The organism is Streptomyces sp. NPDC005303 (assembly GCF_040607335.1).
GTDB lineage: Bacteria > Actinomycetota > Actinomycetes > Streptomycetales > Streptomycetaceae > Streptomyces.
Genome location: NZ_JBEXGM010000011.1, coordinates 121106 through 142492, shown reverse-complemented (window position 1 = coordinate 142492; position 21387 = coordinate 121106). Strand labels below are relative to the sequence as shown.

Genomic DNA, 21387 nt, shown 5'->3' with positions numbered 1-21387 from the left:
TAGGAGAAGTCAGCTAAAAAGACGGCCGCGAAGAAGACCACGGGTAAGAAGGCGACCGGACGTAGGCCCGCGCAACTTACCGAGGGCTTGCCAATGCTGATTCCCCAGTACGCTTCGCCGTCTTGTTGGCCGCGGTCTTCTTCGGCAGTTCGTGTACATCGGTGTCTTCGCACACTGTCGAGCGTCGGGTCGGCATCTCGCCAAGCGCCTAGTCGAGGATGCCCAGCACGGTGTCCGGCCGGCACTGCGGGCATGCCGTCACGCCCTCGGCCAGCGCGCGCACCGCTGGTCCCGCTCGACACCCTTCGACCGCGGACCCGCGTTCCAGCAGCCGCCGACATGCACGTACACCGCGGCGTTCTTCGGGGGCGTCCAGGTCGTCCGCGAAAGACGCTCCCTTCCTGGCCAGAAGCTTGGCGCACCCCATCGGACGACAGTGGATGGTGGGCCACAGCATTGCCGTGCTGTACCGGTTCTACGCGAAGATCCTCAAGGGCGGCCAGCAGCAGTCCAACCGCCCGATTGCCCGCGCGCTGGACGAGGGGTGACAGCCCGTCGCGCTGGACGAGGGGTGACCAGCCCGTCGCGGCCGGACGGAGTGACAACCCTCAGCCGATCGTCGAGTAGACCCCTTTTATCCTGATTCATCGGGTCGTATCGTCGAAGCAGGGGTCGAACCACCCTCCCACCCTGCATCCCCAAAGGCGGCATCGCCCACCAAGTGGCGGTGAGTTCGCTTCGGTGGCGCGAAGCGAGCGGTTGCTGATAGTAGCCAAACTCGTTAGCCAATCTTGGGCTCCGATGGCGACAGGGAGGTGCGGAGGCAGCGCGGGAAGAAGCGGCGCCGGTAGCGCAAAGCTGTGAGCTCGCCGCCACGCTCAACCAGTGGGCGGGTAGTCAACAAACCCCGTAGGAGGGCGACATGAAGCTCAAGCGCATAGCCGCAGTCGCGGGCGTGAGCGGTCTGCTGGCGTTCGGCGGACTCGCCGCGACCGGCGGGACTGCGGAAGCCGCTACGAACGTCTGCGGCAACTCCGTGAACGTCGGCAGCAGCGGTAACCCGGCCCATGGTCAGACCTGCGTCAACGGTCAGGTCAAGGGCAACACGGGCAACGTCAGCGTCACGACGTTGCTCTCGCAGTTCCACTTCTGATGGGCGCTTCATGGGATCGGATCACCGACGCCAAAGGCCGAGTGGCTGAGGAGCGGGAAAACCGGAGGGTTCGACGGCCCCGCACGAGGCCACAAGGACTCTGGGGGGAGGCCCGACCTGGGCTCCAGTCTTAAGGAGCACAGCCATAGGCGACCCACCCCCTCCCGTCTTTGCAGGAAAAGCTACGAATAGGCTCGTCTCGCTGGGCGCTCTCCAGCGGATGGCACACGACAGACGCCCGTCAGCCCGTCACGTCGTTGAACACAGGAAATAGTTCTTCATGCCAGGCATGAGCCTGATCCTGGCCCACAGATGGCCATACGCACTGATCAAAGGTGAGATACGGGCGAGCCAGGGTGAGACAGGGTGTACGCAGAAGGGGTGCCGCTCCGGAGAGTGGCACCCCTTCCGACCTGCAAGTGTCTGACCTGCTGCGGTGGGTGTGGGATTTGAACCCACGGTGACATCGCTGCCACGACGGTTTTCAAGACCGTTCCCTTAGGCCGCTCGGGCAACCCACCCCGCGCCGCCGGTGATCGTGGCGCGGGGAACAGAGTAACGGGTCGGAGCGGGCGCGTGGGGGTCAGCTGTCGCCGGTGCGGGAGCCCAGGGTGAGATCGACCGTGTGGGTCTTGCCGTCGCGCTCGTAGGTGATCTTGACCTTGTCTCCGGGCTGGTGGGTCCAGATCTCGCCGATCAGGGTGGGCCCGGAGTCGATGACGTGGTCGTCCAGCTTGGTGATCACGTCGCCGGGCTTGAGGCCGGCCTTGGCGGCGGGGCCGCCCGCCTCGACCGGGTCGGAGCCGCCGGCGCCCTCGGTGGTGATCTTCGCACCGCCCGTGGAGTCCTGCAGGGAGACGGACGCGCCGATCTTGGCGTACACCGGCTTGCCGGTCTTGATCAGCTGCTGGGCGACGTACTTGGCCTGGTTGATCGGGATGGCGAAGCCGAGGCCGATCGAGCCGGACTGGCTGGTGCCGCCGAGGCCGCCGCTGCTGGTGGACTGGATCGCGGAGTTGATGCCGATCACATTGCCCTGCGCGTCGAGGAGAGGGCCGCCCGAGTTGCCCGGGTTGATCGACGCGTCCGTCTGCAACGCGCTCATGTAGGAGGCGTTGCTGCCGCTGCCGTCGCTCGACGCCACCGGGCGGTTCTTCGCGCTGATGATGCCCGTCGTGACGGTGTTCGACAGGCCGAAGGGCGCGCCGATCGCGATCGTGGAGTCGCCGACCGCCACCTGGTCGGAGTTGCCCAGAGTGAGCGGCTTGAGGTCACTCGGCGCGTTCTTGAGCTTGATGACCGCCACGTCGTAGCCCTGCGCGTGGCCGACCACCTCGGCGTCGTACTTCTTGCCGCTCGGGAAGGTGGCGGTCAGCTTGCCGCCGTCGACCGCGTCGGCGACCACGTGGTTGTTGGTGACGATGTGGCCCTGGGTGTCGAAGACGAAGCCGGTTCCGGTGCCGCCCTCGCCGCTGGTTGACTCGGCCTCGATGGTGACCGTGCTCGGCAGGGCCCGCTGCGCCACGCCCGCGACGGTTCCGGCGTCACGCTTGACGCTGCCGCCGCTGTCGGAGGCGGAGAGGGTCGTCGAGGAGCCGTTGTCGTTGTTCTTGGCCAGGGTGTAGCCGAGACCGCCGCCGAGGCCGCCGGCGACCAGCGCGGCCACCAGGATCGCGGCCACGAGACCGCCGCGGCCGTTCTTCGGCTTCGGCGTCGGCTGCTGGTAGCCCGCACCCCAGGCACCCGTCGGACCAGCGCCACCCGCACCGCCGTCGGCGTACGACCCACCGCCCGGAACCTGCGGAGCCTGCGGCGGCGGCCAGGCGCCCTCGGGGCCGCCCGCGCCACCCTGCTGTCCCTGCGCCGAGGCGTACGCCGGAGCCGGTCCCGCGTGCACGAGTTCCGGGCCCTGGGGGCCGGCGGAGGAATGCGGCGGGATCGGGGTGGTGGGGGCGCCCGCGTCGGAGGCCTGGGGTGCCGAAGCCGCGGGAGCGTCCACCGGCACGGGAGGTGCAGACGGGGCCGGGGGTACCGCGGTGCCCTCGTTCTCGGTGCTCACAGCTTCTCTCCTAGGTCCACGGCTGTCGGTTGTCGGTCGCACACGGTCACGCTCGGCCGGTGCCGCTTTCGTGTCCGGCGTGCGTCAGCTGTGCATGTCCTTTTGTATGCCGTCAGCTTTTACCACGGGCCGTCAGGGCACCATAAGCGGTGCCTGTGGGTCCGCGGCTGCTCTTTATATAGGCCATGTAAGACAAATGAGGCGCAATCCGTATGCCTCCGTTCGCACGCGTACCCCCGAGCGGTGGCACCATGACGCGGTGACCCACGCACGGCAGCAGCTGACTCAAGTCGTCGCCCATCGCGGAGCCTCGGAAGACGCTCCCGAGCACACTCTCGCCGCGTACCGGAAGGCGATCGAGGACGGCGCGGACGCCCTCGAATGCGATGTCCGCCTCACGGCCGACGGTCATCTCGTGTGTGTCCACGACCGCCGGGTCAACCGTACGTCCAACGGGCGCGGGGCGGTCTCGGCCCTGGAGCTCGCCGACCTCGCCGCCCTGGACTTCGGCTCGCGCAGGACGCGGGAGTTCTGGCGCACCCGAGACGAGGAGCCGGACTGGGTGTTCCGGCCCGAGGACCGGGAGGACACCTCCGTGCTCACCCTGGAGCGGCTGCTCGAACTCGTCGCCGACGCGGGGCGACGGGTGGAGATGGCGATCGAGACCAAGCACCCGACACGCTGGGCGGGCCAGGTCGAGGAGCGGCTGCTGCTGCTCCTGAAGCGGTTCGGCCTGGACACCCCGGCCTCGCCCGCCGAGTCGCCGATCAGGGTCATGAGCTTCTCGGCCCGGTCGCTGCATCGCGTGCGTGCCGCCTCGCCGACCCTGCCCACGGTCTATCTGCTGCAGTTCGTCTCGCCCCGGCTGCGGGACGGCCGACTGCCCGCGGGAGTGCGGATCGCGGGTCCCTCGATCCGGATCGTGCGCAACCACCCCGGTTACATCGAGCGCCTGAAGCGGGCGGGCCACCAGGTGCATGTGTGGACCGTGAACGAACCCGAGGACGTGGACCTCTGCGTCGAGCTGGGCGTCGACGCCATCATCACCAACCGCCCGCGCGCGGTGCTCGACCGACTGGGCCGCTGACGTCCTCCACATCACAGGGTGTGCCCCGGCGCGTTCGGTGCGTGTTCGAGCGTGACGAATGCGTCGGCGGAACGTGACTGGCCGGTTTCCGGTACAGGCCAATGGGGCATCCACTCCGTGGCGTGGGGCGAAGGAGGTTTCGGGGGTGGCGTTGGTGGTGGCACAGGAGGTGCCCACGTCGTCGAGCATGGCCGTACCCCATGGCCCTGCGGGCGTGGGGAAAGCGAGACACCGTATGCGCGTGCAGCTGCGCAGGGGTGGCGTGGCGGAATCGGTCATCGACGACGCCGTACTGATCCTGTCCGAACTCTTGAGCAACGCGTGCAAACACGGCCGGCCCCTGGGCGACGCCCTGGCCGGGGACGGTGATGTCCGCGCCGCCTGGCGGGTGGACGCGGGCGGCAGGCTCACGGTCGAGGTGACGGACGGGGGCGGGCCCACCCGCCCCGCTCCGGCCACGCCCTCGGTCACCGCGCACGGCGGCCGCGGGCTCAACATCATCACCGCGCTGGCCGACGACTGGGGCGTCAGGGACGACGCCCGGGGCGAGGTCACGGTCTGGGTGATCGTCCACGTGGACGTTCACGATCCGGATGCCGGTTACCGCCGGGACGACTTCGCCACGCGTGTCGTGGCCCCGTCGGTCGCGATACCCGACCTGGACTTCTCGGACGCGTTCGACGATCTCGACTGAGGCGACCCGGACCGGACGTCCGTGAAGGACACCCCGGTGGTTGTCCACAGGCTCACGTCGGCCAAGTCGCAAGCGGCTAGGCTCGCGCCCGTACGAGACGAGCCGTAACCGGGAGACAGCCACGATGGCCAAGAAGCGACCCCAGACGAAGGCCAAGCGCCCTCAGAGCACGGATGGTGCCCGCGCCGTAGGCGCTGATGGTCAGATTCCGGTCGTCGGTGCCCGCGAACCCTGCCCGTGCGGAAGCGGCCGCCGCTACAAGGCCTGCCACGGCCGGGCCGCCGCGCAGGCCGCGACCGAGCTGGTGCACCGCCCGTTCGAGGGCCTCGCGGGCGAGGGCGACTGGGTGGCGCTGCGCGAGCTGGTCCCCGCGGCCACGGTCGAGCTGACCCTCAAGAGCGGTCTCCCCGAAGGCGTCCCGTCGGTCACGCTGGCCACGGTCCTGCCGATGGCCTGGCCCGCCCTGCGCCGCGACGACGGCTCGGTACTGCTCGGCCTGCAGAACGACACGGCGTCCGGCGACATCAGCCGCGATCTCGCCGACACCCTCCAGCGCGCGCTCACGGCGGCTCCGGGCACCCCGGTCGAGGGCCGGCGCGCTCCGGCCGACGGTCCGCGGCTGCAGGATCTCCTCGATCCCGAAGGCACGTTCGAGCCAGTTGTGCACGAGGGCTTCGAGTTCTGGGTCCCGGACGCGGAGAACGCCACGCAGGAGGTGACCGCCTCCCTGGAGCGGGCCAACGCCGCGGCCATCCCGACCGTCCGGCTGACCGGTGTCGACGCCGCCTACTGGTGCGAGACCCCGGACAAGAACCACCTGCGCTGGGTGATGCCGCACCCCGAGGAGCAACTTCTGGACGCGCTCGCGCGACTGCACGCGGCCGGGAGGTCGAGCCTCGGCGAGGGCACCCGGCTCGTCGGTTCCTTCCGCGCCCACGGCCTCACCGTGCCGGTCTGGGACCTGCCGAGCGGGGTCACCGCGGACGACGTCGAGAAGCCGGCCGCCGAGTTCGCCGAGCGGCTCGCGGGCGCTCTGGCCACGGACGCACCGCTGACCGCCGACGAGCGCCGCGCCCGTGGCGGCCTCACCAACCGTCAGGTCACGCTGAGTTGACGAAACCGGTGCGGCTGACCGACCGGTCAGCCGCACCGATCTTCACAAACCAAACCGGCTCCGCTCACAACTCCCCCCAGGGGTAGGAGAATCGGTGTCCGAATAAGCCAGGGAGCGGCGCGGTCGAATTTGCGAACGGCCGATCTCTTGTTACGGTTCCAATAGCCCGGTTGCTGGTGCATCCCCCGTCGCCAGCAACCGGGTCTTTCTGTGCCCGGGCAGCTTTACGGAACGCCGCCGCGCGTCAACTGCCCCTCGTCTCCCCGGAGTTGCTCCCGACCCGCAGCAGCAGTGGTCCGCCGCCCCGCCGGGCGAACTCCGCGACCGCCGTGTAGTCGACCGGCGTCCCCTCGGTGTGCGACCGGGGTGTCTCGCAGCTGTCCGGCTCGTCCCCGGCGCCGACCGAGCAGTGCAGCCGCACCGTGCGTCCGCCGGGTTCCATGAAGCTGAGCGCGGCGTCCAGCGCGGCACCGGTCGCATTGCGGTAGTAGGTCCGCGCCCAGGTCTCCTCGCCCTGCGTGAGCACACAGGTCTGCGCCTCGACACCGTCGGGGGAGGTCAGTTCGGGACCACAGCGCGCGGCGGTGGCCAGGCCCAGCAGCAGCGGGGAGCGGCCGGGGTCGGCCAGGGGCGCCTTGTAGTCGTCGGCCGAGTAGTCATCGGCCGCGGACGGCCGTGCGGCGGAGGAGTCTGCGGAGGGCCGTACCGCGGAGGACGCCCCGGAAGACGCCGAGTAAGGCCGTACAGCGGAAGCCGCCGCGGAAGCCGCCCCGGAAGGCCGTACCGCGGAGGACGCTCCGGGTACGCGTACGAGATCGCGTACGACCGTACGGCCTCCGCCCACCTGTCCCGCGGAGGCCACGGCCAGAGGCAGCGCGACCGCGCACACCACAGCACCCGACAGGGCAAGCAGACGAAGGTTCATGAAGCGGACGATAACGACCGAGCGCGGGCACTTGGTTCCGCCCGCGCCCGACACCCCTACAACTCGGGTGCGCTCACACCCGTACGAGTGAGGGCCTCGACCACGGCGTCCACCACGGCCTCGACGTCAGGGACCCAGGGGGAGGCCGAGCCGGGGAGCGGAGCCCGCTCCCAGGTGATGTCGCCGTGACCCGTCTCGGACGGGGGCAGGGCGAGGTAGCCGCCCTCGCCGTGGAAGCGGAGGGAGCCGGGGACGTGATCCTGGGCGTACAGCAGTTCGCCCAGCTGTTCCAGGGAGTACGGCTTCACGAGGATCGCCCAGCGGGTCGGCGAGGCGACCACCGGGCCGAGGCGCATGCCCTCGCGGTCGAGCGCGGCCAGGGCGCGGGCGGCCGGCAGGGCCGGCAGGCTGACCGCGCAGGGGGCGCTGCCGCCGGTGGCCAGGATGATCGGCGCGGCCGGGCGGTTGGTCCACCACCAGCGCACCATGCGCTCGTCGGCGGTGGCCGCGAGCAGGCCCGGGTCGAAGGGATGGGCGCCGGGAACCGTGCACTCGGGGTCAGGGCATCCGCAGCGGGCCCGGCCCTCCGGGTCCGGTGCCACACCCGGGAGTACGGGCCACTGCCATTCCGTCGCGAAGGTCAGGGCCGCGCTGAACAATTCAGGCCTTCCGTCGCTGCGCTGGGACAGGAGCCTGCGTCGCCTTCCGAGGATCTCGCGCATGAGCGCTCGTTCCTTTCCGTTGCACCGCTGGCAACACCGTGGACCACATCACACCATGTGTCGATCACTTCACTGTGCGTACCTGTTGGCGCATCACACCCTTGTCCGAGACAAGGGGAACCCCATACTGCGTCTATCAAAAGCGCGGGCGTGGCGGGGGGTGGCGAAGTCTGGCGTTTTGCCGTCCCGCGTATTTCTCTGCGCCTCCGCCACGGGAGGATGGGGCTCGATCGTCGGTGGCTAAGACGCCCGGGTCGGTCACCAGGTTCCGGGTGACAGTCCAACCACCCCTGGTCCTTACCGAGTACGTACCCATCACGACCGCTGTGACGCTCTGTGGAGCAAGGCCAGTCGACCTCAATACACCTTAACCCGAGGCAGTTTTTAGCCAACTTTGCCCGTCAACCCACTCCCCACCGGCTACCCACGGACACCAGGAATCCCGGCAGGACAATGCTGGACATCCCCTCACGAGTGCGTGTACATGTGGAGACACTGCTAGCGGCGCAGAATGACATGGGGGTTTGCGATGCTTTTGAGCAATACGCACCGGTCGGAAAGCCGGACGCCATGAACGCCCCTCACCCTCCGAAAGTGGCTGGAATCGATTCAACGGTTCCCGCACCCGCACACACTGTCGCGCCCGCGCCTGCCGCCCCGGGCACCTCACCGGTCCCCGCGCCGAACGCACCCGGCGCCCTGCTCCAGGACCGGCTCGCCGGCTGGGTCTCCGACCTGACCACCCTGCACGAACTCACCGAACGCCTCGCCCGCACGGACACCCTGTCCGAGGCCCTCCAGGAACTCCTGCACGCCGGAGCGGCCCTCGTGGGAGCCCGGCGCGGACTCGTCGTCCTCGAACCGGACGACCGCCTCGGCCCCGACACCACCATCGGCCTCGGCCTCGCCCGCGCCGACCTCGGGCACATCGAGACCGTGCCGCGCAGCGCGATGTCGTACGGCCGCATCCTCGACGGGCTGCCGGGCGGCGACGGCGAGATCGCCCAACCCGACCTGCTCGCCGAGGACGGACTCGACCCCCGCCACCGCGAGGTGGCCGCCCGCCTCGGCTACGCGGCCTGCTACGCACTCCCCCTGTCCACCGACGACGCCGGCCGCCTCGGTGCCGCCGTGTGGCTCTACGACGAGCCCGCCGAACCGTCCGAGCGCCAGCGCCACCTCGTCGGTCTCTACGTCCGCTACGCCACCGAGCACCTGGCCCGGCTCCTCGAGGTCGAGCGCACGCGCGCGTGCCTGGCGACGATGGCCGAGGAGCTGCTGCCGTCCCGGCTCCCCCGCGTCGCCGGTGTCAGGCTCGCCGCCCGGCACCGCACCGGCCCGCGCGGCGGCGGCGACTGGTACGACGCGCTGCCGCTGCCGGACGCGGCGCTCGGGCTCGCGGTCGGTTCGGTGACCGGCAGCGGCCCCAGCGCGATCGCAGCGATGGGGCGCCTCAGAGCCTCGCTGCGGGCGTACGCCGTGATGGAGGGCGAGGACCCGGTCGCCGTCCTGTCCGACCTGGAGCTGCTGCTCCGGCTGACCGAGCCTGCCCGCTCCGCCACCGCTCTGTTCGCCTACTGCGAGCCCGCGCTGCGCAAGATCACCCTGGCCGGTGCCGGGCACTGCCCGCCGCTGCTGATCGGTGAGCGGCGCACCGAGTTCATGGAGACGTCCGTGTCCGCGCCGCTCGGCATGCTCGCCTGCTGGGAGGCGCCGAGCGTGGAGCTGTGCGCGGAGCGGGGAGAGACGGTTCTGCTGTACACCGACGGGCTGCTGCACCGCACCGGCGACGCGACCGACCGTGCCTTCGCGCGCCTGCACGCGGCGGCGGCCGGGGTACCGAAGGCGCTGCGCGGTGACCCCGGCGCCGTCGCCGACCATGTGCTGCGGACCGTGCTGCCGGACGGGCTGGACGAGGCGGACTCCGAGGAGGACGTAGTACTGCTCGCCGCTCACTTCGAGTAGCACGCGGTAACAGGTCTTTCGGCCCTGTGCCCCCTTCCGTGCGACCGTACGATGGGCGGGGTCCAGTGCCGTTTCAAGGAGGATGACCGTGGCCGAAGAGCTCACCCCGGCGACCCCGGAAGATGAGTCCGAAGAGCCGATCAAGAAGCGGAAGAACGGCCTCTACCCGGGCGTCTCCGACGAGCTGGCCGAGAGCATGAAGTCCGGCTGGGCCGACACCGAGCTGCACGACCTGCAGCCGATCGCGCAGGCAGCCGAGACCGCGGCCCGCCGCGCGGCGCTCTCCGCGCGCTTCCCCGGTGAGCGGCTGGTGATCCCCGCGGGCAACCTGAAGACCCGCTCCAACGACACCGAGTACCCCTTCCGGGCCTCCGTCGAGTACGCGTACCTCACGGGCAACCAGACCGAGGACGGTGTGCTCGTCCTGGAGCCCGTCCAGGACGGTCACACCGCCACGCTGTACCTGCTGCCGCGTTCCGACCGCGAGAACGGTGAGTTCTGGCTGTCGGGGCAGGGTGAGCTGTGGGTCGGGCGGCGGCACTCGCTGACCGAGGCCTCGACGCTGTACGGCATCCCGGTCTCCGACGTGCGTGAGCTCGCCGACGCGCTGCGCGAGGCCACCGGTCCGGTGCGGGTCGTACGCGGCTACGACGCCGGCATCGAGGCCGCGCTGACCGACAAGGTCACCGCCGAGCGGGACGAGGAGCTGCGGGTCTTCCTGTCCGAGGCACGCCTCGTCAAGGACGAGTTCGAGATCGGGGAGCTGCAGAAGGCCGTCGACTCGACGGTGCGGGGCTTCGAGGACGTGGTGAAGGTCCTCGACAAGGCCGAGGCCACCTCCGAGCGCTACATCGAGGGCACGTTCTTCCTCCGCGCGCGCGTCGAGGGCAACGACGTCGGCTACGGCACGATCGCCGCGGCCGGGCCGCACGCGTGCACGCTGCACTGGGTGCGCAACGACGGGGCCGTGCGGGCGGGTGAGCTGCTGCTTCTCGACGCCGGTGTCGAAACGCACACGTACTACACGGCCGACGTCACGCGGACGCTGCCGATCAACGGCCGGTTCAGCGAGATCCAGAAGAAGATCTACGACGCCGTGTACGACGCCCAGGAGGCCGGGATCGCCGCCGTGAAGCCGGGTGCCAAGTACCGGGACTTCCATGACGCGGCCCAGCGGGTGCTGGCCGAGCGGATCGTGGAGTGGGGGCTTGTCGAGGGGCCGGTGGAGCGGGTGCTGGAGCTGGGGCTCCAGCGGCGCTGGACGCTGCACGGGACCGGGCACATGCTGGGCATGGACGTCCACGACTGCGCCGCCGCGCGGGTGGAGTCGTATGTGGACGGGGTCCTCGAGGCGGGGATGGTGCTGACCGTCGAGCCCGGGCTGTACTTCCAGGCCGATGATCTGACCGTGCCCGAGGAGTACCGGGGGATCGGGGTGCGGATCGAGGACGACATCCTGGTGACGGACGGGGGGAACCGGAACCTGTCGTCCGGGTTGCCTCGGCGGTCCGACGAGGTCGAGGCGTGGATGGCGGGCCTGAAGGGTTGAGTTCTGGGTGCGGGTGCGTGGGGGCTGGTCGCGCAGTTCCCCGCGCCCCTAAGTAGGTCTCATGGACCTGCATCTGGAAGTTCGCCCCGGTGAATTGCGTCGTGTCGGGCTCGAACGTGCCCTGCGCGACGCCGTTCGCGAGGGGCGGCTGGCTCCCGGTGCCCGGCTGCCCGCCACTCGGCGGCTCGCCGAGGCGCTGGGGGTTTCACGGGGGACCGTGAAGGCGGCCTACGACCAGTTGATCGCCGAGGGGTACCTGACCGCTCGGCAGGGGTCGGGGACGGTCGTCGCTCCGCTGCCCGTCGCTGAGGCCGGGCCGTCCGAAAGCGGGGCACGCGTGCGTGCGCCGCTTTTCGATCTGCGGCCCGGCAGCCCGGACGTCGGCGCCTTTCCCGCCGCCGACTGGCTCAGGGCCGTGCGGCGGGCCGTCGCCGCCGCGCCCGTCTCCGCGTACGACTACGGCGATCCCCTGGGGCGTATCGAACTGCGGGTCGCGCTCGCGGAGTATCTCGGACGGACCCGTGGGGTCGTCGCCTCCCCCGAGCGGATCGTCGTCACCTCGGGGGCCGTGCAGGGGCTCGCGCTGCTCACGCGGGTTCTGGACGGCGGCACCGTCGCCATGGAGGACCCCGGGCTGCCCTTCCACCGGGATGTCGTACGCCACGGTGGGGGGCGGGTGGTGCCGGTGCGGGTCGATGCACTCGGGGCCTGCCCGGAGGACCTGGGAGCGGCCGACGCCGTCGTCGTCACTCCCGCCCATCAGTACCCGACCGGCGTGACGCTGCACCCCTCGCGGCGACGAGCGCTGACCGACTGGGCACGCGCGCGTGGGGCACTGGTCGTCGAGGACGACTACGACGGGGAGTTCCGGTACGACCGGCAGCCCGTCGGGGCGCTGCAGGGCATGGCGCCGGGGCAGGTCGTCTACCTGGGAACGGCGTCCAAGACGCTAGGGCCCGCGCTCCGGCTCGGCTGGATGGTGCTGCCGCCGCAACTCGTCCGACCCGTCGCCGACGCCAAGCTGCACAGCGACCACAGCACCGAGGCCATCGGACAGCTCGCGCTCGCCGAGCTGATCCGCACTCACGCCTACGACCGTCACGTGCGCGCGTGCCGGCTCAGGTACCGGCGACGCAGGGACCGGCTCGTGGAGCGGCTGGGTGCGCGTCGGCGGGTCCAGGGGATCGCGGCCGGGCTGCACGCGCTGGTCGAGGTCGGGGACGAGACGGCGGTGCTGGAGCGGGCCGCGGCGGAGGGGCTCGCGGTGGGGTCTCTGCGGGAGCACTGGCATGCGGCGGGCTCTCGCCAGGGGCTCGTCGTGGGATACGGGACTCCTCGCGAGGGGGCCTATCCCGGGGCGTTGGAGGCCTTGGTGCGAGTGCTGGAATTGGGCCACTCGTAGAGGCCTTCATTGGGCCTGCCCAGCGGTCCACCGTGCTTCTAGCGTCGTTCCCATGACGAACTCACTCGTCCCGCCCGCGGGGCCGCAACGCGTCCTGGCGCTCGCCCAGTTGAGCAACTCCGTCGGGGACGGCGCCTATTACGTGACGTCGGCGCTGTACTTCACGCACGTCGTCGGGCTCGACCCCGCGCGCGTGGGGCTCGGGCTGACCGTCGGGTGGGCGGTCGGGTCGGTGGTGGGAGTGCCGCTCGGCCGGCTCGCGGACCGGCGCGGGGCGCGCGGTACGGCGGTGCTTCTGGCGCTGGCCACAGGGCTCGCGGTGGCGTCCTTCCTGGTGGTGCGGGACTTCGTGCCGTTCGTCCTGGCGGCCTGCGCCTACGCCTCCGCGCAGTCGGGGCTCGCGGCGGCCCGGCAGGCGCTGCTCGCGGGGCTGGTGTCCGCCGGGGAGCGGACCGGGCTGCTGGCCCACCTCCAGGCGACGCTCAACGCCGGGCTGGCCGTCGGCGCGGGGCTCGGCGGACTGGCGCTGCACGCCGGGACGCGGGCGGCGTATCTCGGGGTGTTCGCGGTGGACGCGGTGGGCTTCCTGGTGTGTGCGGGGCTGTTGCTGCGGCTGCCGTCCGTGGCGCCTCGCGTGGCCGTGGAGAAGCGGCACGGCTCCGGGGTGCTGCGCGACCGGCCGTACACCGTGATCACCCTGCTGAACACCGTCCTGCTGCTGCGGATGCCCTTGCTGAGCCTGGGGATTCCGCTGTGGGTCGCCGAGCGGACCGCGGCTCCCACCTGGCTGGTCTCGGCGCTCTTCGTGCTCAACACCGGGGCCGTGATGGTGTTCCAGGTGCGGATGGCCCGCGGGGTGACCGGGCTCGCGTCGGCCACGCGCGCGGTGCGGCGGTCGGGGTGGGTCATGCTGGCGGCCTGCGCGGTGTTCGCGCTGTCGGCGGGGGCCTCGCCCTGGGTGGCCGTGGGGGCGCTGGTCGTCGGGGCCGTGCTGCAGGTGGTGGCCGAGATGGGGCAGTCGGCCGGGTCCTGGCAGCTCTCCTTCGACCTGGCTCCGGCCGAGCGGGTCGGCGAGTACCAGGGCTTCTTCGGGACCGGGGTGACGGTGGCCCGGACATTGGGGCCGCTCGTCCTGACAACGCTGCTGGTGGAGTGGGGTACGCCGGGGTGGCTGCTGCTCGGCGGGGCGACGCTCGTGGCGTCGTACGCCATGGGACCGGCGACCAGGCGGGCCGCGGACCGTGTGTCGCGGACGGGCGCCCCGGGGAGGGGCGTCGAGGCGCCCGCGCTCGCGAACTGACCGACGCTCGCCGACCGACCGATGTCAGGCGGCCCTTGGGCCGACTGTGACCGGAAGCGCGTCCACGAACAGCGCCCCCGCGAGCAGCCCCGCGCTGCCGCGAGGGCTCCACGCACGCGTGTGGAGGTCGGCGTCGAGGGCGAGCAGGGCCTCGCGGCCGGCGTCGGTCGTCGTGCCGCCCGCCTCCAGGACCCCGCGGGCACCCGCCTGGACGTGTCGAAGACCCAACGGGCCCGCGCTATAGAGGAGTTCGGTGTCCTGGAGGGTGGACATCACGGTGAGCAGGGCGTCCAGGCGGGCCTCGGACTCGTCGGCACCGGCCGTGCGGGAGGCCGCCAACGCGTCCAACGCCCGCCGTACGTGCGGGAATCCGGCCCGCGCCTCGCCCCGGGCACCCGCCGCGCCGTACTTCGCGGACACCGAGGAGCCTCTGGAGGCCCGGCGCGGGGCTCGCTTGTCGCGGTGCGCGGCGATCTTCTTGGCGGTCGTGGCCACGTCCTTGGACCGCGCCCCCGGTTCGAGGGCGGCCGCGGCGACCAGCAGACCGAGGGTCCACAGGGCGCCGCGGTGGCCGCCGCCGGCCAGGCCGACCGAATGCTCGGTGCACCGGCCGATCGCGCCCAGCTCCGCACGCAGTTGGGGGCTGGGCTCACCGGTGCGACGGGCGGCGGCGGCCATCGCCGTGAGGCCGGGCGCGAGCGCCTTGGCCGACCAGCGCAGCGAACAGTGGTCCTCATGGGTGGCGCGGGCGCCGAGGTCGCGCGGGTCGGGCAGACCCGGCTTGGGAGCCAGGGCCAGCTGACCGGTCAGCGCGTCCACGGCGGCCAGAGCCAGCGCCTCGTCCTCGCGGCTGCTCATGGCCGTACCTTACGAGGAAGCGGAGGCCGAGGGACTGGCACTTTCGGACGGAGTGCCGCTCGGGGGCTCGCCCGTCGGGGCGCCGCTCGGGGGCGTGTCTCCCCCGCCGCCGCTGCCCGCGCCCGTGTTCTCGGCATCCGGGTCGATGGCCAGGGCCAGGGAGCCCTTGTAGCCCTTGGACGGGTCGGCCTTGCGCACGACCTCGAGGGTGAGCAGGCCGCTGGAGGCGCCGCCGCCGTCGTAGACCATGTCGTCGTCGAGGGTGGTGTAGCTGCCGGAGTGCCGGGAGTAGGGCGGGCTCCAGGGCGAAGATCTGCTCGGCGACCGTGTCGTCGAAGAACAGCTGGCCGGTGTAGTTGACCTTGCCGCCCTCGTAGGTGCCGTCCTCCTTCTCGCCGCCGGTGTGCACCTTCACGTGGATGTGGCAGGTGCGCGGGGTGTACCAGCCCGGGAAGATCGTCTCGAACTTCACGACCCCGTTGGCGTTCGCGATCTGGTATCCGCGCAGGTAGGTGTTGTCGTTCGCGGTCGAGCCGTCCTCGCTCTCCGCGGGCGCGGAGCCGCCTGGGTTGGCGGTGGTGTAGCCGGAGTAGTAGCCCCAGGCATCGCAGTGCCAGATCTCCACGGCCGCGCCCTTGACCGGGGTGCAGCCGTCGGTGGCGTCCACGACGGTCAGCCGCAGCGTCAGCGGAACACCGCTCTTGCCCTCGGTGATGTCCTTCCTGACCAGGGCCCCGTCGAGGTAGTACGGCCCTTCGGTGACGCTCGACATGAGCGTCATGCAGGCGCCGGTGGCCGTCGCCGAGGCGGTGGCCGTCGCCGAGGCGGTGGCCGTCGCCTCGGCGCTGTCGGCGAAGGCAGACTGGTAGCCGGTGACGGCGAGGCCGCCCGCCGCGACCGTTCCGCCGGTCACCACGAGGGCGCGGCGCCGGGTGATGCTGGAGTTCCTGTGGTTTCCCGTCATGACCAGGAACGTAGGAATCGTGTCCGTCAGGACCTTGGGAGGACGCTGTGCGCAACCTGAGGATGCTGCGGTCCCCGGTTCACACCGCCATCAGCGGTGCGTCCTTGCGCCACTTGAGGATCTTGTCGAAGCTCACCACGGCGCCACGGCCCGGCTTGTTGCCGATCTGGACGTGGTCGGCGAGTTCGTGGATGAGACAGAGGCCGCGGCCGTTCTCCGCCTCCACGGGGGTGAGGCGGGGTCGCACGGGCGGGAAGCCCGGCCCGGAGTCGGTGACTTCGATACGGCACTTCTCGCCGTCGAGGTAGGCGGTGACCCGGTAGGCCGCCGAGGAGTCCTGCGGTCCGCTCTCCCCGCCGTGCTCCACGGCGTTGGCGCAGGCCTCGCTGAGGGCCAGGGAGAGATCGTAGGAGACATCCGGGTCGACGCCCGCGGTCTCCATGGTGCCGAGCAGCAGACGCCGGGCGAGCGGAACGCTCGCAGCCTCGCGCCGCAAATGGAGTGACCACCAGATGCTCATGCTCCAGCCTCCCGGCCGCGGCTCGACATACCGTTACGTATTGCCGCGCGTGCCCCGGTGTAAGCACATCGTTGACGTGATGCCGCCCATATGGGGGATACATACGGAGCAACACACGGTGTATGTGGGGCAGCTCGGGTCAGAAGTGACCTTCCGGTCGTACACCCCGTACGTCATCTTGTGGACCTGCCGTATGGCGCTGATAGGCCCAGTGCGATGATGAGCCCGCCATGACTGCCCCCCACGCGCGCTCCGGAGGAGATCTCCGGGTACTGCGGGCCGCGGTGTTCGCCGCGGTCTGCGTCGTGCTGGCCGCGGCCGGTCACTCGATCGCCTCCTGCGCCACGGTCCCGCTGTGGACGCTCGCCGCTGGGTTCGTCGGGGCCGTTCTCGTCGTGGCACCCCTTGCCGGACGCGAGCGCTCACTGGCGGGGATCGCCACCCTGCTCGCGGCCGGACAGAGCGTGCTGCATGTGCTGTTCGGGCTCGGGCAGCACGGCACGACGGCGATGTCTTCGATGTCGTCGTCCATGTCATCGATGCCGTCGTCCGTGTCGTCGATGTCGTCGCAGTCGGTGCCTGACGCCACGTTGGTCCAGCAGGCCGCACGGCTGCTGTGCGGGACCACCGCCGCGGCGATCAGCCCGGCGCAGGCCCAGAAGATCCTCACCGACGCCGGGCTCCACCCCGGCACGGGCGCCACCGCGGTGGACCACTCCGCGGCCGCCATGACCGGCTACTCCGTCTGGCCGTCCCTGCCGATGGTCCTCGGCCACGTCCTCGCGGCCGTCGCCGCCGGGTGGCTGCTGCGGCGCGGGGACCTGGCGCTGCTGCGGCTGGCCGAACTGTCCAGCTGCTCGGCGCATTCGGTCGCGGAAGCGGCGCTCGTGCGGTCCCTGCGCGGGGCGCTCGCACTGGTGCGTGCCCTGCGCGCGGGCCTGCCAGGGGCTCCCGAGGCCGGGCCGCGCGCCCCGCTGTCGGCCTCCCTCACGCCGCCCCGACCGTGTACGGCGGCTCTCCAGCACTCGGTGATCAGGCGCGGCCCACCGGCCGCCACCCCGCTCGTTCTCGCCGCCTGACGCGACGCGACCACCGCTCCACTTCCCGAGGGATCTGGACATGGGGGCCGCCGTCGTGCGGCACGCGCGTGTGCGCACGCGTATCCCTCTTCACCGGAATCCCTTTCGAAGCGGAGTGCTCTTCATGAAGGCTTCTCGTCTCGCCGCCACCGGCGCCGTCGCCGCCACCGCCGTCGTCGTCCTGTCCTCGCCCGCCTTCGCGCACGTCAGCGTGGCCGCCGAGGGCACCGCCGCCAAGGGCGGTTACGCGGTCGTGGACTTCAAGGTCCCCAACGAGCGCGACAACGCCTCCACCACCAAGCTCGAGGTCAACTTCCCGGCCGACCACCCGCTGGCCTCGGTCATGCCGGAGCCGATGCCGGGCTGGAAGATCGAGGTCACCAAGTCCAAGCTCGCCAAGCCGCTCGAACTGCACGGCGAGCAGATCACCGAGGCCGTCTCCAAGGTCACCTGGACCGCCACCGGCAAGGACGGCGGCATCCGGCCCGGCTACTTCGAGAAGTTCCCGGTCTCCGTCGGCGCTCTGCCCGAGGACGCCGACGAACTGGTCTTCAAGGCGATCCAGACGTACTCCAACAAGGAGGTCGTGCGCTGGATCGAGGTCCAGGAGGACGGCGCGGAGGAGCCCGAGACGCCGGCTCCCGTGCTCGCCCTGTCCGCGGCCTCCGAGGACGGCCACCACGGCTCGACGACCGCCGAGGAGGCGGACGCCAAGACCGAGAACGCCGCCGCGACCACCGAGGCCGCCGCCGGAGACAGCAGTGACACCACCGCCCGCGTCCTGGGCGTGGTCGGCATCGCCGTCGGCGCCCTGGGCGTGGCCTACGGCGTGCTCGCCGGCCGGCGGCGCAACGACGCCTGACCTGCACTCGCGGGACCCGCGCCGGGGTCCGTACGACCCCGGCGCACACCGAAAAACTTACATCTGGGACATTTTGATATGCGTAAGAAGACGTTCGCCGCGGCCGCGCTGATCGCCGCCGCAACCCTGACGCTCTCCGCCTGCGGCAGCGGTGACGACAGCTCCTCGCCCGTCTCCGTGGTCTCGGAGGAGGCCGGTTCCGACAAGGCGGCCACCATCCTCGACCAGCCGTTCGAGAAGCCGGACCTGGTCCTCACCGACACCAAGGGCGGGAAGTACGACCTCCGCAAGGAGACGAAGGGCAGGCCGACGCTGATCTACTTCGGCTACACCCACTGCCCCGACATCTGCCCGCTGACGATGAACAACATCGCCGTCGCGAAGAAGCAGCTCCCCAAATCCGAGCAGGACAAGCTGACCGTCGTGTTCGTCACCACCGACCCGACCCGCGACACCGCCGCCGAGCTCGGCAAGTGGCTCAAGGGCATCGACACCCAGTTCGTGGGCCTGACCGGCGACTTCGCCACCATCCAGGCGAGCGCCCGCACCCTCGGCATCTCCATCGAGCCGACCCACAAGGACAAGAAGACCGGCAAGACCGTCTCGGTGCACGGCACCCAGGTCGTCGCCTTCTCCCCGAAGACCGACAAGGGATACGTCCTCTACGGCGAGGACGCCACCGTCGACGACTACACCAAGGACCTGCCCAAGCTCATCAAGGGGCAGAACCCGTGAAACGAACGCTCGCCGGGCTCGCCGTCCTGACGGGGGCGGCCCTGCTGCTGACCGGCTGTTCGGACTCCGGCGACTCCTCCGGGGGCCTCACCGTCTCCGGCGCCTACATCCCGCAGCCCGTCTCCGCCGACATGGCCGCCGGGTTCCTGACCATCTCCAACTCCGGCTCGTCGAAGGACGAGCTGACCTCGGTCACCAGCGACGACGGCGAGGTCACCATGCACGAGACCACCGGCGGCGCGATGGAGGAGGTCTCCCGCCTCCCCGTCCCGGCCCACGGTCAACTCGTGTTCAAAAGCGGCGCCAACCATCTGATGTTCGACAAGCTGAAGCAGACCCCGAAGCAGGGTCGGACGGTCACCGTCGAACTGCACTTCGCCCAGTCCGACCCCGTCGTCGTGAAGATGCCGGTGAAGTCGGCGACCTACGTCCCGAAGACCGGACACTGAGGGAGGGATCACCTTGACGCAGACCATCGCCCCCCGCGTCCGGACCCTGGTATTGCTGCTCCTGGCCGCGTGCGGCCTGCTGCTGACCACGGCCGGGCCGGCCTCCGCGCACGCCGCGCTCACCGGCAGCGACCCCCAGCAGGGGGTGGTGGTCGACAAGGCGCCCGACCAGGTCTCGCTGACCTTCTCCGAGAAGGTCGCCCTGTCGAACGACTCGCTGCGCGTCCTCGATCCCAAGGGCAAGGCCGTCCAGCAGGGCAAGCCGTTCGAGGCGAGCGGTACGACGTACGGCGTGAAACTCCACAGCGGCCTGCCCGACGGCACCTACACCGTCACCTACCAGGTCGTCTCCGCCGACAGCCATCCCGTCGCCGGTGCCTTCACCTTCTCCATCGGCGCCCCCTCGACCACCTCGGTCTCCGTCTCCGGGGACACGGCGGGCGGCGGGGTCGTCGGCTGGCTGTACGGCTTCGGGCGGTACATGTCGTACGCCGGCTTCATCGTCCTGGTCGGCGGCGCCGCCTTCGTGCTCGGCTGCTGGCAGCGTGGCGCCGGGGTACGGCCCATGCAGCGCCTCGTCGTCGGCGGTTGGCTCACGCTCACCTCGGCCACCCTGCTGCTGCTCCTGGCGCGCGGCTCCTACACGGGCTCAGGGAAGGTCGGCGACATCTTCGACCTGGACCTGCTCGGGAACGTGCTGCAGACCAAGGCGGGCGCGGCCCTCGTCTCCCGGCTGCTGCTGCTCGCGGCGGCGGCCCTGTTCATCTCCGTGCTCTTCGGGGCCTACGACAAACGCGAGGACGAGGAGAAGCGGGACCTGACCTTCGGGCTCGCGATCGGCGGGACCGTCGTCGCGGCCGGACTCGCGGCGAGCTGGGCCATGGCCGAGCACGCCTCGGTCGGCCTCCAGGCAGGCATCGCGATGCCCGTCGACGTCGTCCACCTGCTGGCCGTCGCCACCTGGCTCGGCGGGCTGACCGCGCTGCTCGTCGCGCTGTACCGCTCCGACGCGCCGATCGAGTCGGCCGCCGTACGACGGTTCTCCCAGGTCGCCTTCGGCAGCGTCGTCGCGCTGGTCGCGACCGGCGTCTACCAGTCCTGGCGGCAGCTCGGCTCCTGGTCGGCGTTCACCGAGACCCGGTACGGGCAGCTGCTGCTGGTCAAGATCGGGCTGGTGGCGCTGCTGGTCGGCATCGCGTTCGTCTCGCGGCGGTGGACGGCACAGCTCGCGGACACGGTGGTGCAGCGCGGCAAACGGGCGCAGCAGAAGGAGCGGGTCGCCGCGAATGCCTCCGGCTCCGGCTCCGGCTCCGGCAAGTCCAAGGGGGCGGGTGACTCCAAGGGCGCCGCCGGCTCCAAGCGTGCCGCTCAGCTCGCCCGACAGCAGGCCGCGATGGACGCCGCGCGGCAGAAGCGGACGCGGGACGCGGATCCGAACCGGTTCGGGCTGCGCCGCTCGGTGCTCGCCGAGGCCGGGGTCGCGGTCGTCCTGCTGGCGGTCACGACCGTACTGACCCAGACCGAGCCCGGCCGTACGGAGGAGGACGCCAAGGCGGCCAAGGCGGCCTCCTCCTCGTCCTCCTCGGACGCGTCGGGCACCTCCGGGGCGCTGACCCTGGACATGTCCTTCGACACCGGCGGCACGGACGGCAAGGGCGTCGTGACGGTCGACTTCGACCCCGCGCGCGTGGGCGGCAACGAGATGCACGTCTACGTCCAGCGGCCCAACGGCCGAGCCTTCGACATCCCCGAGGTGAAGGTCGCCCTCACCCTGGAGGCCAAGAAGATCGGGCCGCTGGCCATCACCCCCGACCGCATCGCCACGGGCCACTGGTCGGCGAGCAACGTGCAGATCCCCATGGCGGGCGACTGGAAGGTCGCCGTGACCGTGCGGACCTCCGACATCGACCAGACGACCGTCTCCAAGAACGCGCAGATCGGCTGAACCGC

Annotated in this window: 20 protein-coding genes, 1 tRNA gene and 1 pseudogene; 14 read left to right on the top strand and 8 right to left on the bottom strand. The window is 71.0% G+C overall.

Annotation, left to right across the window (positions count from 1 at the left end; all coding sequences use genetic code 11):
- Positions 1-208: 208 nt before the first annotated feature.
- Positions 209-427 (bottom strand): DUF6233 domain-containing protein, encoded by a 219-nt coding sequence (locus tag ABZT93_RS18500; RefSeq protein ID WP_356105640.1) that lies wholly within the window; start codon positions 425-427, stop codon positions 209-211.
- Here ABZT93_RS18500 and ABZT93_RS18495 point away from each other — a divergent pair.
- A complete protein-coding gene (locus ABZT93_RS18495) occupies positions 414-548 on the top strand; it encodes a hypothetical protein (protein WP_356105765.1) in 135 nt (44 codons plus the stop codon). The genes ABZT93_RS18500 and ABZT93_RS18495 overlap by 14 nt on opposite strands.
- A gap of 374 nt (positions 549-922) precedes the next feature.
- Positions 923-1153 (top strand): chaplin family protein, encoded by a 231-nt coding sequence (locus ABZT93_RS18490; protein ID WP_356105637.1) that lies wholly within the window; start codon positions 923-925, stop codon positions 1151-1153.
- Positions 1154-1587: 434 nt separating this feature from the next.
- Here the strand turns inward: ABZT93_RS18490 and ABZT93_RS18485 are convergent.
- Positions 1588-1674, bottom strand: a tRNA-Ser gene (locus ABZT93_RS18485).
- 62 nt (positions 1675-1736) lie between these two features.
- On the bottom strand, positions 1737-3212 hold the full coding sequence (locus tag ABZT93_RS18480) for a trypsin-like peptidase domain-containing protein (RefSeq protein WP_356105634.1): 1476 nt from the start codon (positions 3210-3212) through the stop codon (positions 1737-1739).
- A 259-nt stretch (positions 3213-3471) separates the two neighbouring features.
- Here ABZT93_RS18480 and ABZT93_RS18475 point away from each other — a divergent pair, with 259 nt between their 5' ends.
- From ABZT93_RS18475 to ABZT93_RS18465, 3 genes are all read left to right on the top strand, one after another.
- Positions 3472-4299, top strand: a complete 828-nt coding sequence (locus ABZT93_RS18475; RefSeq protein ID WP_356105631.1) for a glycerophosphodiester phosphodiesterase — start codon at positions 3472-3474, stop codon at positions 4297-4299.
- 58 nt (positions 4300-4357) lie between these two features.
- The gene (locus ABZT93_RS18470; protein ID WP_356105629.1) at positions 4358-4993 is read left to right on the top strand and encodes an ATP-binding protein; all 636 of its coding nucleotides are present in this window, start codon (positions 4358-4360) and stop codon (positions 4991-4993) included.
- 124 nt (positions 4994-5117) lie between these two features.
- Positions 5118-6107, top strand: a complete 990-nt coding sequence (locus ABZT93_RS18465; RefSeq protein ID WP_356105626.1) for a DUF5926 family protein — start codon at positions 5118-5120, stop codon at positions 6105-6107.
- Between the two features lie 244 nt (positions 6108-6351).
- Here the strand turns inward: ABZT93_RS18465 and ABZT93_RS18460 are convergent, their stop codons facing one another.
- Positions 6352-7032 (bottom strand): hypothetical protein, encoded by a 681-nt coding sequence (locus ABZT93_RS18460; protein ID WP_356105623.1) that lies wholly within the window; start codon positions 7030-7032, stop codon positions 6352-6354.
- Positions 7033-7088: 56 nt separating this feature from the next.
- A complete protein-coding gene (locus ABZT93_RS18455; protein ID WP_356105620.1) occupies positions 7089-7754 on the bottom strand; it encodes a bifunctional DNA primase/polymerase in 666 nt (221 codons plus the stop codon).
- A gap of 453 nt (positions 7755-8207) precedes the next feature.
- Here ABZT93_RS18455 and ABZT93_RS18450 point away from each other — a divergent pair, with 453 nt between their 5' ends.
- The 4 genes from ABZT93_RS18450 (at position 8208) to ABZT93_RS18435 (ending at position 13970) form a co-directional block, all read left to right on the top strand.
- Positions 8208-9719: a PP2C family protein-serine/threonine phosphatase gene (locus ABZT93_RS18450; RefSeq protein ID WP_356105617.1), complete on the top strand. Its 1512-nt coding sequence runs from the start codon at positions 8208-8210 to the stop codon at positions 9717-9719.
- An 82-nt stretch (positions 9720-9801) separates the two neighbouring features.
- Positions 9802-11268, top strand: coding sequence for an aminopeptidase P family protein (locus ABZT93_RS18445; RefSeq protein ID WP_356105614.1), 1467 nt, complete (start codon positions 9802-9804; stop codon positions 11266-11268).
- Between the two features lie 61 nt (positions 11269-11329).
- Entirely contained in the window at positions 11330-12670 is a 1341-nt protein-coding gene (locus tag ABZT93_RS18440; RefSeq protein WP_356105612.1) for a PLP-dependent aminotransferase family protein, read from the top strand.
- Positions 12671-12722: 52 nt separating this feature from the next.
- Positions 12723-13970, top strand: a complete 1248-nt coding sequence (locus ABZT93_RS18435; protein WP_356105609.1) for an MFS transporter — start codon at positions 12723-12725, stop codon at positions 13968-13970.
- A gap of 24 nt (positions 13971-13994) precedes the next feature.
- Here the strand turns inward: ABZT93_RS18435 and ABZT93_RS18430 are convergent, their stop codons facing one another.
- The 3 genes and pseudogenes from ABZT93_RS18430 to ABZT93_RS18420 form a co-directional block, all read right to left on the bottom strand.
- Complete coding sequence (locus ABZT93_RS18430) at positions 13995-14828, bottom strand: triphosphoribosyl-dephospho-CoA synthase (RefSeq protein WP_356105606.1); 834 nt, start codon at positions 14826-14828, stop codon at positions 13995-13997.
- Positions 14829-14837: 9 nt separating this feature from the next.
- Positions 14838-15792, bottom strand: a pseudogene (locus ABZT93_RS18425) (intradiol ring-cleavage dioxygenase).
- Positions 15793-15871: 79 nt separating this feature from the next.
- Complete coding sequence (locus ABZT93_RS18420; RefSeq protein ID WP_356105603.1) at positions 15872-16312, bottom strand: ATP-binding protein; 441 nt, start codon at positions 16310-16312, stop codon at positions 15872-15874.
- Positions 16313-16542: 230 nt separating this feature from the next.
- Between ABZT93_RS18420 and ABZT93_RS18415 the strand changes: the two genes are divergently transcribed.
- The 5 genes from ABZT93_RS18415 (at position 16543) to ABZT93_RS18395 (ending at position 21382) form a co-directional block, all read left to right on the top strand.
- Entirely contained in the window at positions 16543-17391 is an 849-nt protein-coding gene (locus ABZT93_RS18415) for a hypothetical protein (protein ID WP_356105600.1), read from the top strand.
- A gap of 124 nt (positions 17392-17515) precedes the next feature.
- Positions 17516-18253, top strand: coding sequence for a YcnI family protein (locus tag ABZT93_RS18410; RefSeq protein ID WP_356105597.1), 738 nt, complete (start codon positions 17516-17518; stop codon positions 18251-18253).
- A gap of 78 nt (positions 18254-18331) precedes the next feature.
- A complete protein-coding gene (locus ABZT93_RS18405; protein WP_356105594.1) occupies positions 18332-18988 on the top strand; it encodes an SCO family protein in 657 nt (218 codons plus the stop codon).
- A complete protein-coding gene (locus tag ABZT93_RS18400) occupies positions 18985-19437 on the top strand; it encodes a copper chaperone PCu(A)C (RefSeq protein ID WP_356105591.1) in 453 nt (150 codons plus the stop codon). Before ABZT93_RS18405 ends, ABZT93_RS18400 begins: the two co-directional genes overlap by 4 nt.
- 13 nt (positions 19438-19450) lie before the next feature.
- Complete coding sequence (locus ABZT93_RS18395) at positions 19451-21382, top strand: copper resistance protein CopC (RefSeq protein WP_356105588.1); 1932 nt, start codon at positions 19451-19453, stop codon at positions 21380-21382.
- Positions 21383-21387: the final 5 nt, after the last annotated feature.

What these genes read in the sequence shown, in the direction of transcription:
- ABZT93_RS18500 (WP_356105640.1), bottom strand. Translation starts at nt 427, where the DNA reads ATGGGGTGCGCCAAGCTTCTGGCCAGGAAGGGAGCGTCTTTCGCGGAC.
- ABZT93_RS18490 (WP_356105637.1), top strand. Translation starts at nt 923, where the DNA reads ATGAAGCTCAAGCGCATAGCCGCAGTCGCGGGCGTGAGCGGTCTGCTG.
- ABZT93_RS18470 (WP_356105629.1), top strand. Translation starts at nt 4,358, where the DNA reads ATGCGTCGGCGGAACGTGACTGGCCGGTTTCCGGTACAGGCCAATGGG.
- ABZT93_RS18465 (WP_356105626.1), top strand. Translation starts at nt 5,118, where the DNA reads ATGGCCAAGAAGCGACCCCAGACGAAGGCCAAGCGCCCTCAGAGCACG.
- ABZT93_RS18460 (WP_356105623.1), bottom strand. Translation starts at nt 7,032, where the DNA reads ATGAACCTTCGTCTGCTTGCCCTGTCGGGTGCTGTGGTGTGCGCGGTC.
- ABZT93_RS18455 (WP_356105620.1), bottom strand. Translation starts at nt 7,754, where the DNA reads ATGCGCGAGATCCTCGGAAGGCGACGCAGGCTCCTGTCCCAGCGCAGC.
- ABZT93_RS18450 (WP_356105617.1), top strand. Translation starts at nt 8,208, where the DNA reads ATGCTGGACATCCCCTCACGAGTGCGTGTACATGTGGAGACACTGCTA.
- ABZT93_RS18445 (WP_356105614.1), top strand. Translation starts at nt 9,802, where the DNA reads ATGACCGTGGCCGAAGAGCTCACCCCGGCGACCCCGGAAGATGAGTCC.
- ABZT93_RS18440 (WP_356105612.1), top strand. Translation starts at nt 11,330, where the DNA reads ATGGACCTGCATCTGGAAGTTCGCCCCGGTGAATTGCGTCGTGTCGGG.
- ABZT93_RS18435 (WP_356105609.1), top strand. Translation starts at nt 12,723, where the DNA reads ATGACGAACTCACTCGTCCCGCCCGCGGGGCCGCAACGCGTCCTGGCG.
- ABZT93_RS18430 (WP_356105606.1), bottom strand. Translation starts at nt 14,828, where the DNA reads ATGAGCAGCCGCGAGGACGAGGCGCTGGCTCTGGCCGCCGTGGACGCG.
- ABZT93_RS18420 (WP_356105603.1), bottom strand. Translation starts at nt 16,312, where the DNA reads ATGAGCATCTGGTGGTCACTCCATTTGCGGCGCGAGGCTGCGAGCGTT.
- ABZT93_RS18415 (WP_356105600.1), top strand. Translation starts at nt 16,543, where the DNA reads ATGACTGCCCCCCACGCGCGCTCCGGAGGAGATCTCCGGGTACTGCGG.
- ABZT93_RS18410 (WP_356105597.1), top strand. Translation starts at nt 17,516, where the DNA reads ATGAAGGCTTCTCGTCTCGCCGCCACCGGCGCCGTCGCCGCCACCGCC.
- ABZT93_RS18405 (WP_356105594.1), top strand. Translation starts at nt 18,332, where the DNA reads ATGCGTAAGAAGACGTTCGCCGCGGCCGCGCTGATCGCCGCCGCAACC.